Annotated in this window: 12 protein-coding genes; 1 reads left to right on the plus strand and 11 read right to left on the minus strand. The window is 39.0% G+C overall.

Annotated elements, in window-relative coordinates; all coding sequences use genetic code 11:
• Positions 1–2 precede the first annotated feature (2 nt).
• The 9 genes from FXF36_RS04145 to FXF36_RS04185 all read right to left on the minus strand — a co-directional run bounded on the left by FXF36_RS04145 (position 3) and on the right by FXF36_RS04185 (position 10,533).
• Positions 3–884 carry a carbohydrate ABC transporter permease gene (locus tag FXF36_RS04145; RefSeq protein WP_174819764.1) on the minus strand — a complete coding sequence of 294 codons (882 nt, stop codon included), beginning with the start codon at positions 882–884 and terminating at the stop codon, positions 3–5.
• Positions 885–986: 102 nt separating this feature from the next.
• Positions 987–2,354, minus strand: coding sequence for an ABC transporter substrate-binding protein (locus tag FXF36_RS04150; RefSeq protein ID WP_151622613.1), 1,368 nt, complete (start codon positions 2,352–2,354; stop codon positions 987–989).
• A gap of 246 nt (positions 2,355–2,600) precedes the next feature.
• On the minus strand, positions 2,601–3,536 hold the full coding sequence (locus FXF36_RS04155) for an AraC family transcriptional regulator (RefSeq protein WP_151622614.1): 936 nt from the start codon (positions 3,534–3,536) through the stop codon (positions 2,601–2,603).
• Between the two features lie 23 nt (positions 3,537–3,559).
• A complete protein-coding gene (locus tag FXF36_RS04160) occupies positions 3,560–4,750 on the minus strand; it encodes a pyridoxal phosphate-dependent aminotransferase (RefSeq protein WP_151622615.1) in 1,191 nt (396 codons plus the stop codon).
• 43 nt (positions 4,751–4,793) lie between these two features.
• On the minus strand, positions 4,794–6,176 hold the full coding sequence (locus tag FXF36_RS04165) for a sensor domain-containing diguanylate cyclase (RefSeq protein WP_151622616.1): 1,383 nt from the start codon (positions 6,174–6,176) through the stop codon (positions 4,794–4,796).
• Positions 6,177–6,185: 9 nt separating this feature from the next.
• Positions 6,186–7,886 carry a methyl-accepting chemotaxis protein gene (locus FXF36_RS04170; protein ID WP_151622617.1) on the minus strand — a complete coding sequence of 567 codons (1,701 nt, stop codon included), beginning with the start codon at positions 7,884–7,886 and terminating at the stop codon, positions 6,186–6,188.
• A 156-nt stretch (positions 7,887–8,042) separates the two neighbouring features.
• Positions 8,043–8,222: a hypothetical protein gene (locus FXF36_RS04175; protein WP_151622618.1), complete on the minus strand. Its 180-nt coding sequence runs from the start codon at positions 8,220–8,222 to the stop codon at positions 8,043–8,045.
• A gap of 75 nt (positions 8,223–8,297) precedes the next feature.
• A complete protein-coding gene (locus FXF36_RS04180) occupies positions 8,298–9,230 on the minus strand; it encodes a D-2-hydroxyacid dehydrogenase (protein WP_151622619.1) in 933 nt (310 codons plus the stop codon).
• A gap of 16 nt (positions 9,231–9,246) precedes the next feature.
• Positions 9,247–10,533, minus strand: a complete 1,287-nt coding sequence (locus tag FXF36_RS04185) for an aminotransferase-like domain-containing protein (protein ID WP_151622620.1) — start codon at positions 10,531–10,533, stop codon at positions 9,247–9,249.
• Positions 10,534–10,654: 121 nt separating this feature from the next.
• Here FXF36_RS04185 and FXF36_RS04190 point away from each other — a divergent pair, with 121 nt between their 5' ends.
• A complete protein-coding gene (locus tag FXF36_RS04190) occupies positions 10,655–11,218 on the plus strand; it encodes an ECF transporter S component (RefSeq protein WP_151622621.1) in 564 nt (187 codons plus the stop codon).
• On the opposite strand, the gene sfsA is transcribed toward FXF36_RS04190, so the two are convergent.
• Entirely contained in the window at positions 11,215–11,874 is a 660-nt protein-coding gene (gene sfsA / locus FXF36_RS04195; RefSeq protein WP_151622622.1) for a DNA/RNA nuclease SfsA, read from the minus strand. The two genes, FXF36_RS04190 and sfsA, sit on opposite strands and share 4 nt — an antisense overlap.
• On the minus strand, positions 11,874–13,607 hold the full coding sequence (locus tag FXF36_RS04200) for an ABC transporter ATP-binding protein (protein WP_151622623.1): 1,734 nt from the start codon (positions 13,605–13,607) through the stop codon (positions 11,874–11,876). Before FXF36_RS04200 ends, sfsA begins: the two co-directional genes overlap by 1 nt.
• Positions 13,608–13,643 lie beyond the last annotated feature (36 nt).

Genomic DNA, 13,643 nt, shown 5'->3' on the forward strand with positions numbered 1-13,643 from the left:
TCTTAGTCACGTGTATCACCTACTTTCAAATTGATGAATGCAAGGATTGCAACCATGATAAATACTACAAATGACATTGCAGATGTATATCCGAAGTTACCAACGCCCTGTCCAAATGCCTGATTGTAAATGTAATGTGACATTGTGATAGTCTGGTTTGCAGGACCACCACTTGTTAAGTTTACTGACTCATCAAAGAGCTGTAATGTACCATTGATTGACATGATTGCTGTCATAACGATTGTTGGCTTAAGAAGTGGTACGGTAATGTTCCAGAAGGTCTTCCATCCGTTTGCTCCGTCGATCTTTGCTGCTTCATATACTGAATATTCAATATTCTGAAGACCTGCAAGATAGAATACCATGTTATAACCTGTCCATCTCCAAATAAGAGCGATGATAATTACAGCTCTTGCTGTGCTTGCTGTACCAAGGAAATTAATATTCTCATGAATTAATCCTAGGTTCATAAGAACTGTGTTGATAAGACCCTGTGTAGCAAACATTGACTTGAAAATCAATGAATATGATACAAGCGATGTTGCACATGGTAAGAAGATTGCTGTTCTAAATAAGCCTTTGAACTTGAGATCCTTGTTGTTAAGAAGCTGTGCTAAAAGAATAGCCAGAATTAACATGATAGGAACTTCTACTATTAAATAAAGGAATGTATTTTTCATAGATGTCTTGAAAATTACATCCTGTAGCATTCGAGAGTAATTGTATGTAAGTGGGTTTGCAAACTGGATGTTTACACCCTTACCTGTTTTAAATGATGTAATAAAAGCCTGAATAATTGGATAAAAGCTCATTATGAAAATGAGAATTGTTGCTGGAGTAAGAAACAACCAGCCGGCTGCCAATTGCTTGTTAGCAAGTGTCATTCCATGTTTTTTCTTTTCCACTTTGGCATCCCCTTTCTTTAAAAATGGGAAGTGGGCTAACCACTTCCCAATGAAAATCTAATAATCAGTTATTTGTTTTGATTAAAGTCCCATTTCGAACTTAAGGTTTGTCTCAGCCTCTTCGAGAGCCTGGTCAGCTGTGTATCCGTTCTGAAGAACATTGATAAGAGCTGTTGCAAGAGCTGTTCTTGCCTGATAGTGATAATCTGACTGCTCTACTGTTGGTACATGCTGTGTGTACTCTACGATGTCAGCATAGATAGCCTGATTGTTGAAGTACTCAACACCCTGCTGGTAAACATCTGAGTTTGCAGCTGCTGCACATGTTCCGATAACACCACCGTTAAGAAGAGCATCATCATATGTTGTAGACTGTCCGTCCTCAGCTGAACGACCACCAAATGTGTAAGCTAAGAAATCCTTAGCAAGGTCTGCCTTTGTGCAGTTAGCTGTGATGTAAAGTGAAGAACCACCATTTGAAGCATAGCCTTCCTTACCTGTAAGTGTAGGAGCTGTTGTGATAGCCCACTTACCCTTGTTTGAATCAACCTTCTTGATTGTTGGGATGATCCAGTTACCATTGAATACACCTGCAACCATGTCGCCCTGGATTGCCTGATCTGTGTAATCTGACCAGTCATTTGCAAGGTAAAGAACGTTGTCCTGCGCAAGTGTTACGAGTGTGTTGAATACGCTAACAAGTGTCTCATTCTCTGTGATGTATGGCTTTCCATCCTTGAACTGTGAAACGCCTTCCTCCTGAAGCATCATGTAGAATAAGTCGTTTCCATCACCATCCATGCAAAGGAGGTACTTGCCTGTCTCAGCGTATACCTTCTTACCAATCTCATCGAACTTATCCCAAGTAATACCTGTTACATCATCAATTGTGTAACCACACTGCTCAAGAAGATCTGTCCTATATGCAAAGATTGCTGTACCTGCATCTACAGGGAAGCCATAGTGCTTGCCATCAACTGTAGAGTATGAAAGCTTCTCTGCTCCAAGTCCTGCCCAATCACAGTTTGCATCGTTAGCATCCTGCCATGCATCTGGGTAGTTTGTAACGTACTGCTGGAAATAGTGATCCTGGAAAAGTACGATATCTGGTAATGTGCTGTAGTCACCAGCTTCTGCTGCAAGTGTAATTGCATTTTCAACATCTGAAGACTGTGACTGTGTGATGATTTCAAGCTTGAAATCAGGGTTTACATCCTGATAATCTTTCTCAGCTGCCTGAAGTGCTGGGATGTTGAAGTTCTCGTCCCAAGCGTAAACTGTAAGTGTGTTCTCGTCTGCTGACTGAACATCTGCTGCTGCAGCGCCTTCCTCTGTTGTAGCTGCTGCATCTGTTGTTGTGTCTGTGCTAGCTGTTTCTGAGCTTCCGCAAGCAACCATTGATGTTGCCATTGCTCCAACAAGCATGAGTGAAAGTAACTTTTTCTTCATTTCTCTTCCTTCTCCTTATTTGTAAAAAATTCTGGCGTCTAATTGTGCACCTTGCACAATTATCAACTGTTTTAACGCCCCTCATATGGTCATAATACTAGTCTAAGCCTTTTTTGTGTCCAATAGAAATGCGCTAAAAAATTGCAAATTCGACTATTTACTCATCTGTGTATAAGTGTTTTTCAACTAAAATGTGGCGAAAATATGAAGAAAAACCACTAAAATCCACTAAAAAAAGGATGGTTTCTACCATCCCTTCTTTGCACTAATTTTATAATTTTTCTTGGTTATTCCAAGGGTATTTTCCTCTTTCTTCCACTGGTACGGGGTCTTTCCCGTCAATTTTTTGAAATTCCTGTTGAATGTGGACGGCGTCTGATAACCAACCCTAAAACCAACCTCTTCCATTGCGTAATCCTTATTCTGGATTATCTCACAGGCCTTATCTATTCTCACCATATTCAGATAATCAAGAGGCTTCATGCTCATGCTCTCTTCAAAAATACGTCTGAAATGACTCTCAGACAAACCGCATTCATGGGCCACATCCGACATTTTTAAATCTTCAGCGTAATGCTCTGAAATATAGCTTACACTCTTCTCGATGTAGCTGCTTAAACGCTTTTCCTCAAGGGTAAGGCTTGAGCTCATATCCTCATTTATGCGAAGAAGCTCTGCAACAAATGCCCTAAGATAACCTCTTACCGCATCCTTGTAATATGGTTTTTTCTCTCTGTACTCTTCAATGATGTTCCTGACAATATTCGTCAGAGCCTTATTCTGATTCCACTGGACAATATAGCCCTGATTATTGATTCTCTTAATAACTTCCTCTGGAAGCATTCGCTTAAACTGCATTTCATTTCGAATGTAGCTGTCTAAATCAATGTACAGGTATTCCCACTTACAGATTCCGTGATTAAAGCTTTTTGTTTCATGGGGAATATTCTCAGGAATAATCGTGATAATTCCACCCTTATAGGCTACATTTGACTCCTCAATTGTAAGCATACCATTTCCCCAATAACAGTATCCTATTTCCATGTAATTGTGGAAATGCAAAAGGTTCTCCTTCTCTGCACCGTAACTGCGAACCCAAGTATTTCCCAAAAGAGCCATTACATAATGCCCGTCAGGAATCTCATAGTATCTGTATTCAATCTGTTTTTTCTGCTTTGCCATAATCTCCCTGTTCTAAACCGCCTTTATTTCTGGTATTCTTCCCTCACAAATCGCCTGAATACCTCTATCGATCTTTCTACCTTTTCTGTATCTATGCAATATGCCATTCTGAAATATCCTGGACATCCAAAATTATCAGCAGGCACTAGTATTAAATCATATTTCTTAGCCTTCATGCAAAAGGCATTTGCATCTTCCTCAAGAGCCTTTGGAAAAATATAAAAGGTTCCGCCTGGACGAACCACCTCAAATCCCATATCCACTAAAGAGTCATAAATGATATTCATATTACGCTCGTATACGCTAAGGTCACTTGTCTCGTCAAGAACCTTGCTCACTGCCAGCTGAGATGTAGATGCTGGACAGTTGTGGCCTATTCCACGGCTAATCTGACCCATAATAACTGCCAGTATATCCGCATCTGTAGCCTTTGGATTTACAGCTACATAGCCTATACGCTCTCCAGGAAGTGAAAGACTCTTTGAAAACGAATAACAGGTCAACGTGTTGTCATAATATTTTGCAGGATATGGACATTCTTTTCCATCAAAGACAATTTCACGATATGGCTCATCACTGATAAGGAAAATATCATGACCGTATTCCTGCTGCTTTTCCTCCAAAATACCAGCAAGTCGCTTGATTGTCTCCTCACTGTATACTATTCCAGTAGGATTGTTTGGAGTGTTTATCAACACAGCCATTGTCTTCTCATTTAGGATATCCACAAAAGCATCAAAGTTTATCTGGAAATCCGCAGTACTAGGAGGGACAACCTTCATTATTGCCCCAGTCCTGCCTATATACTCGTTATATTCTGGGAAGAAAGGTGCAAAAACAATTATCTCATCTCCCGGTTCAGTAACCAGCCTAAAAGCATGTGCCAATGCTCCTGCTGCACCGATTGCCATGAAAATATGCTTTGCCTCATAAGAAATTCCGAAACGCCTAGAGATGGATTTAGCCACAGCACTTCTGACATCCTCTATACCAAGAGATGGGCTATATCCATGAATTGCCATTGGATCTTCATCCTGATACATCTTAACAACAGCATCAGTATAGCCTGTTGGACATGGAACGCTTGGGTTACCAAGACTGTAATCAAATACATTCTCGTAACCAATCTCCTTGCCACGGGCTGTTGCATACTCACTGAGCTCTCTGATGATAGACTTCCCCTCAAGCATCTTCTTATACGACTTGTTAATCATGACATTCTCTCCCTTTCTAGCCTAAACCAAATTCTACTGTCTTCTATTTATGCCTTCTGTCATGCTCCTTGAAATAGTCGGTCTTGTCAACGTGCATCAATCTATCTGCCTGATTGACTAGCCCCTTAACATCTTCTGCAGTATCCGCCCATACCGCACCAACAGCAATGGAAACATTTTTTGCTTTCTTTTTCAGCTTATCTACCTGCTCATAAAAGTGCTCCTCACTAATCTGAGGAATCAAAGCAACGAATTCATCTCCGCCTATCCTGTAGCAATATTTTTTCTTGAAGGCCGAACCCATAATGGTTGCAACTTCTTTTATAACATTATCACCACCATCATGTCCATGCTCCTCATTGTACATCTTTAAACCATTTATATCTATAAAACATACACCAATAGACACATTTAATTCCTCAAGCATGTGGTCTGCAGCTGCATATGCATTCCTATTTCCCAGTCCTGTCAACTCATCATGGGCACTAATGTGCGCCATTTCCTGAGCCAGTCTATAGTTTTTCACTTCCTCAGACAGGAAAATGCTAATTGATTCTACCACCTCTTTGACATTGACATCTAAATCAAGAGAATAATTGTCCACCACAAGATACCCAATTATATGGCTCTTATCCCTAAGTGCAGAAACAATATATCGTGAAATTGAACCTTCCAGAATTGAGCGATAGGCCGCAACATCCTCACCACTTATCTCCGTTATATCCTCAGCAAAATAAACATCCTTATCTTTCAATTGATGATTCCAGAGTGTAAAGAAATCACACTCCTCAAAAACCTTTTTTGTTGGCAGTCCTATTCCACTTACCCTGTCTGACCAGAAATGTATTTCTCCCAGCTTACCATGCTTGCTTTCAATGATTCCAACTCTATCAGCATGTAAAACCTTGCCAAGTTCATTTAACGCATGCTTCACACCTTTTTTGAATTCATTTCTTGAAAGCTCTTTTGCGCAATCTAAAATAACGTTAGTAGAATTCGTTGTAATTACACGCTTTTCTTCCTTACGTTTTTCTGCGGTTACATCATGAATAATAAAGGCACAAAATCCCTTTTGATAAACTGGGACTGCCCAAAATTCAAACCATCTGTTAAATTGTGTGTTGTAGGTGCTGTTAATTACCGATTGGCGCATGATAGCTGCCTGATAGCTGAGTTTAATCCAATCCTCATCGCGATTGCTTACGGTTGTATAATAAGTTGAACCAATAAGCTCGCTTGTCGGTTTTCCAACAAGCGAGGCATATTTCTCGTTAACAAACAGGAACAACATATCCTTAACCGTTCCAAAAGGATCAGTCACCACTTTAAAAACACAGCATGCATCAGGCAAATCTCTGAGCATATATAGAATATCCTGAGCTGAAAATTCAGCATTACCCATCAAATCTTTTCCACTATTATCCATCTTGTCCCTCTAGCGGAAGAATGACATCTCCTCATCCAATACTTTAGCAATCTCATTCAAGCCATTAGCTTTGCTTGAAAGAACCTCCATTGTGTCTGAAAGATCCTGCATTGAAGCCCTTGTTTCCTCAGAGCTTGCTGCATTCTCCTGTGAAATAGATGACAGGTTTGTAATTGTATCTGAGATAGAATTACTTGCTGCTTCTGTCTTGTCTACATTTTCAACAATTTCTTTTGTCAGAGCAACTGACTTATTAATATCGTCAATCAATAAGTCAACCTGCTCGATTGTTCTGTGAATTGTGCTTCGCTGCTTGCTGATAGCTTCCTGTACACTACCGGCCTCAGCCATGGTCTTGTTAGAATCTGATGCAAGACCCTTCATAGCCTCCTGAATATTCTGAGCCGCTGCTGCAGACTGATCTGCCAGCTGACGAATTTCATCTGCTACTACTGCGAAGCCCTTACCAGCTTCACCAGCTCTTGCTGCCTCAATACTTGCATTTAACGAAAGAAGATTTGTCTGGGCTGCAATTGCATCAATAATCTGAACTGCTTCACTAATAGTTGTAACAGCAGTATTTGTATTTCCAATCAAATCAACAATACCATCAATTGCTGCAATACTTTCTCGTGTTGACATTCTAAGCTCAGTAAGCTTATCCTGACTGGCCTTTGAGTTCTCCTGCATAGAATCTGCAAGGCCCTGCATCTCCTCAGTATTAGCTGTAATCAATTGAACTGCGTCATTGATATCATTGACATTCTCAACTGCTTCCTGAAGGGCATCTGCCTGACTTGAAGCACCAGTTGCAACCTGAGTTACTGCTATTGTTACATTATCTGCTGTTTCGGCGATAGTCTGAACAGTTTCGTTAAGATATCCTGCTGAATCATCCACCTCATTCGATGATACCCTGGCATTTCCAATAACTTCTCGAATCTTTGCTGCCATATCGAAAAGAGCATTAGACATCTCACCCAATTCATCTTTTCGATCTTTAACCTTATCGGAAAGTCTGATTTCCAAATCACCTGTTGACATCTGACGAACAGCTCTAACGTTTTCATCAATAGCCTTAATGATTTGTATAATGTAAAGCACTGCAATTATTGCAAATACGATAATAATTCCAAATGAAATAGTAACAGTCCAAGCTACTTTCTTACTTATGTACTCTGTAACTTCAATTTTTCTTAAACCAACAAATGCCATTCCATAAATAGCACCATCATTATCCTTTAAAGGAATATACGCTACATAATATGGCTGCTCATTAATCATTACGTTTTCTGCAGAATATCGGTTTCCTTTATTTAATACTTCTTCGATTATAGCGTCGCCAGCTTTTGTACCTACTGCGCCTTCGATACTTGAGCGCTCACGAGTGTCCCCTCTAAAGAAAGTATAATCATAACCCGTTTCTTCATGCATTTCCTGCTCAAGAGTAATGCTTACTGCATCCTCTGCAGTTACGGTCTCTGCCATATAGCCTAATACCTGGGCATATGATGCACAAGTGGCCATTACGCCAGTTTCAACTTCGTATTCCATGCCTCGACGCATATTTGTAGTACCAACAATTGTGGCTGCCACGCCTACACATACTAACGACGCAATTAATAAACCCAAAATAGCTGTTCTCAATGACGAAAGCTTTACCATTTTGGCTAGTTTATCCATTGTCCGTACATTTTCCTTGCTCTCCATATTCGACCTCCGTTTACTCTCTCCCTTGGCCGATTGAACAGTATTACTCTACAAGGCTAGAAAACCGACTATTTGGATTATAGCCTATAACTACGTACAAACTGTGAAAAAAGTGTAAAAAAAGGCAACTGTTGTAACGTTGTGAACAGTTGCCCTTTAATGATTATTATCATCGTCTAATTCTATATTTAAACTTATGTCTATACCACTATCTTCAAGCTTACTTCGATTTATCTTTTTCTTAGCCTCATGAAGCATTGCCTTTATAGCTTCCAAATCTTCGTAAGCATCGTCGGAACTATATGGTTTACTCTCATCTTCAAAATTCCAACCCATAGAATAATACCTCTAGAGTTCTCCCAGTAGTACTAGTCTAACAAATTAGTTTGAAGAAATGATGTCTTTATCTCTTTATTTAAGGAACTCTTCAACCTGTCCCTCAATAATCTTCATCAAACGCTGTCTGGCTTCAACTGCAGCCCATGCAATGTGAGGTGTAATAATAAATTTATCGCTATCTTTGATTCTTACCAAAGGATTATCTGGTGACATAGGCTCAACATCAAGTACATCCAAGCCTGCTGCAGCAATTTGTCCACTTTCTAAAGCCTCTGCAAGATCTTTTTCCACAATAATTGGACCTCTGCCAACATTTATTAGAATGGCTGACTTTTTCATTTTTGAGAAAGCTGCTGCATCCATAAGATGCATAGTATTCTCATCCAATGGTGCATGAATTGAAATAATATCAGATTCCTTCAAAAGTGTATCAAAATCCACTTCCTTGAACTCATTGTTATGATTTCTACCACTAGTCGAGTAGTAAGAAACATTTGCACCAAAGCAGGTTGCCACCTGTGCAACTCTCTTTCCTATAGCCCCAAGACCGATGATTCCCCAATTTTTTCCACTAAGCTCGTGGAAATGCTTTTCAAAATGGGTAAACATCTTGTCACCTACATATTTCTCACTCTTAACATAGTTGTCATAGTAATTAAGATGCTCCAGCAAATAAAAAGCTAATGAAAATGTGTGCTGTGTCACTGCCTCAGTAGAATATCCAGCCACATTGCGCCATTCTATTCCTCTGCTTGCAAGAAATTCCTTATCCAGATTGTTAGTACCAGTTGCTGTAACACATACAAGCTTAAGATTCTTGGCCTGTCCCACTGTAGCCTCATTTACAAGCACCTTATTTAGTACAATAATATCTGCATCTTTTACTCGCTCAGGTACCTCCTCAGAAGATGAATAATCATAGATAACCACTTCTCCAAAGTTTTCAAAAGCCGATAAGTCAATATCTTCTCCTATTGTTTTTCTGTCTAAAAATACTATCTTCATAATCTACCTCTCTTAATTACTCTTTAGAAATTGATTTTTGTAATTCCTCGATACCTTTTTCTATATTCTCTTCTGAAATTTTACTACAAGACAACAATATTAGCACATCATCTTTTTCTTTTTGCAAGATTGTTACCTTCACTGACGATTTCTCTAATCTCTCCTTCACATTAGGTTCGCGGATAAGTATTCCCATCTCCATTCCGCTATCCCCGAATAGAATCTCTGTGTTATCTCCAAATTTCTTTTCAACACATTGCTGCAATCTTTGCCTTTTTTCTCCGTACAGCCTTTTTATCTTTTTCAAATGCCTTCTCAGATGACCATCTCGCAAAAATTGACTTAAAGCAATCTGTTCTGCCTTAGATGCCGTCTGATTATAATATGGTTTTATCCCTTGATATTTTTCTCTTACCCCCTTAGGCAAAATGAGGTAACTAATTCGCACACTAGGTAATAATACTCTTGAAAATGATCCCAAAAAAGCAGTATTCTCACCTCCGGTAAGAGCATATAAGCTTGGTGTGGCTTTCGTTGAAAATACAAAATCGTTTTGATAATCATCCTCTATTATCAAATGATTATTTTTAATTGCATGATTAATAAGCTCTCTCCTACGCTTCATGGTCATAACCTCTCCCCATTTTGTCATATAAGATGGAGCAACATAAATTACATGAGACTCTTTATTTCTGTATGCCACCTCGAATCCTGCATTTTTAAAGGTTGTGGCACCCTCGATAAAATCCTTTGTAGGAAAAGAAATAGTGCGCTCACCTGGTACCAAAGCAATTAGTATTTGCAAAAGATTTTGGAAGCCAGCTCCAATAACAACATCCTCTTTTGTGCAGATTATATTTCTAGTGCGACGCACATATTTTACAATCTCCTCCCTCAAATCCTCCTCTCCTTGATTGTCGGCATATGAAAGAAGCCTGTCTTCCTGTCTCAGAGCAGATTTCATATACCGTCTCCACAAATCAAGGCATGACACCAGTTTATCCTCTCCAATAGTAGCAAAATCATATTTTATTATTCTGTCTTCGCTTATTTTTGAGTTTGTGGCTGCTTTATCCTCCAGATGGTTGCGTTTAGCCATCTCCGAAACAAAAAAACCGACTTTCTCTACAGAATATATATATCCATCTGCTGCGAGCTGTTGATATGCTGTTTCAACTGAAGTCTTACTTACATCAAGTGATTTTTCGCACTCTCTTATAGATGGCATTTTCTGCCCTATCTCTAGCCCTCCATTACGTATTTGATTTATGTAATATTCATATACTTTTTCATATATCTTCATATCTGTCCCCTAAAAAATAATTGTATTTGAGCATTTCTTCGATAACAGTTTGATGGTATTATAGCTCCAACATAAGAGCAGGAAAAGTACTTTTTCATTTTACGACATAGGAGGATTCATCATGAGCGACACAACATTATCTATTACAAACACTGATAAGACTAGAAAAATGATTTTTGCAGCGCTTTTTGCCTCACTTACCTGTGTCTCTACGATGATTATCAAAATTCCTACACCTACTAATGGCTACATTCATCCAGGAGACGGATTTGTTCTACTTAGCAGTTTATTGCTTGGTCCAGTTTGGGGAACTCTTGCAGCTGGTATCGGCTCAGCCCTTTCAGATTTGATTGGAGGCTATTTCATTTATGTTCCTGCCACCTTTATTATTAAATCCCTCACAGCTTTAGTTGGTTACTATGTCTTTCATTTTCTACTTCGACTTATTGGTACTAATACTAATGCACCGCAGCTTATTTTAGGCGGTATCGCAGGGGAGTTCATTATGGTTGCTGGGTATTTTCTTTTTGAAATTTTTATGCTATCAGTTTTGAATGATACAAGTCTTGAAGCTTCAACAATAGCTTCTGCTGCGAGTATCATTCCAAATATAATTCAGGCTATGTTTGGAGTTATTATCTCCACAATTTTATATCCTATCCTATTCAAAAAGCTGCCTATTTAAGGCAGCTTTTCTAATATCACTATTTCATTTTCTGTCACATGGCAAGGGAGGTTCAATACCTCTACTCCAATATCTATAGCCTCTTTTAATGCAACTCCAAACTCTGGATGTGTTTCAATATTAGGTCTCACCTCCGTTATGCTATTCACTTGAATCACAAAAGCAACCATGGCTTTATATCCCTTTTTAGTTGCCCCAGCCAACTCTCGTAAATGTTTTACTCCACGTTCTGTCGGAGCATCTGGAAAATAACCAATTCCGTCTTTTATCAACGTGCAGCCTTTCACTTCAAGCAAATACTTGTCTTCGCCCTTTTCCATATAAAAATCAATTCTTGAATTTCCATGCTTGTATTCAGGAATAACCAAATCATAATCCTGCTTCATCAGCCATTCTTTTACTACCGCATTTGGGGCCTGTGAATCGATATTTATTATCCCAATTGGGGTATCTACTGCCACCAAATCATAAAGTGTTTTGCGTTCAGGGTTATTTGCCTTTTCTAAATATACTGTCCTTCCAGGAATTAATAGTTCCTTACATCTGCCTGTATTTTTCACATGAACTGTGATTTCCTTGCCTTCTATTTCAACCTGTGCAATAAATCGATTTGGCCTAGATAAGAATTTTGCTTCAACAATTTCTTTATACTTCATTAAATAGCCCCTAACTGCATTCTGTAATATTTTTCATATAAGCCGCCTTCTTTTATCAGCTGCTTGTGTGTTCCACGTTCTTTTATTCCGTCACCATCTAATACAATTATTTCATCTGCACCAAGGATTGTTGATAAGCGATGAGCAATAGTTATAGTTGTCCTTCCCACTGCAAGCTTATCAAGGCTTTCCTGTATGTATCGCTCACTTTCGTTGTCAAGGGCGCTAGTGGCCTCATCCAAAATAAGAATCGGCGGATTCTTTAGGAATACACGTGAAATAGATATACGTTGCTTTTGTCCTCCAGAAAGCCTTGTTCCTCGCTCACCTACCTCTGTGTCAAAACCATTTGGAAGGCTTTCTATGAAATCAAGAAGGTCCGCGTTCTTTGCAGCCTCTACTATTTCATCCATTGTGGCATCTGGCTTTCCATAAGCTATGTTCTCCTTTATAGTTCCGTTAAACAGATAAACATCCTGCTGTACGATGCCAATGTAGGAACGAAGGGATTTCTGTGTAACCGTCTTTACATCTACTCCATCTATGCACACCTGTCCTCCAGTCACATCATAAAATCTTGGTATCAAAGCACAAAGTGTAGTCTTTCCTCCTCCAGAAGGTCCTACAATGGCCACTGATTTTCCTGCATCAACATGGAGATCGATATTTTCCAGAACTGTCTCCTCTTCCTCGTAAGAGAATGACACATTCTTAAAATCAATCACACCAGTAACATCTTTAAGCTCTTTAGCATCTGGTCTATCTACTATTTCAGGCATTGTATCCATGACCTCTATAAAACGTTCAAATCCAGCCAACCCCTTTTGGAGCTGTTCTGTAAATTCCACAAGTACATTTACTGGATTAATAAAAATATTAATATAAAGGGCATAAATGGCCAAATCCTCGCCCGTCAGCTGTCCTTTAGCAATGAAGCATCCTCCTGCCACTAATACCGTTATAAACATAAGTCCTTCAAAGAGGCTGTTTCCCGCATTAAAGGTTCCCATAAGGATGTAATTCTGTTTCTTAGAAGATAGGAATGATATATTGCTTTTATCAAACTTTTCTGTCTCAATATCTTCACCCGTGAAGGACTTTACTACTCTGATTCCACCAAGAGTATCCTGAAGTGATGAATTAATTCCAGCAATCTTCTTGCGATTATCTGCAAATGTAGCACGCATCTTCCTATTCTGCTTAATTGCAAATATCGCCATAAAGAATACCACTACCATCAGACAGCTAGTCATTGGCACATTAATTCTCATCAAAAGAATTAATGAACCAATTATCTTAATTACTGAAATAAAAATATTCTCTGGGCCATGATGTGCAAGCTCCGAAATATCAAATAAATCAGATACCAGCTTACTCATCATCTCTCCAGTGTTGTGATTGTCATAATATGAAAAAGAGAATGCCTCATATCGTTCAAAAAGCTCACGTCTCATCCCAGATTCCATTTGGGCTCCCATCATATGCCCTTGATAACTGACATAATATCTACATGCGCTTCTAACGATATACATAGCAAGCAACAGAAACGCAATCATTCCAAGCTTACTGAGGATTACCTCTGGAGCCTCAAGAAAAAGAGTAGCTCTTAATATCCTTAGAAACTGCGGAAATGTAAGATCAATGATTGAAAGTACTGTAGCACATATCAAATCTAAAACGAATACACCTATATATGGTTTGTAATATGGGATAAATCTTTTGATAAGCTTCACCTGGTGCCTCCTTATTTTCTCTGTCTATACTTTATC

Origin of the sequence: Pseudobutyrivibrio xylanivorans, assembly GCF_008935055.1 — a bacterium.
GTDB classification, from domain to species: domain Bacteria; phylum Bacillota; class Clostridia; order Lachnospirales; family Lachnospiraceae; genus Pseudobutyrivibrio; species Pseudobutyrivibrio xylanivorans_A.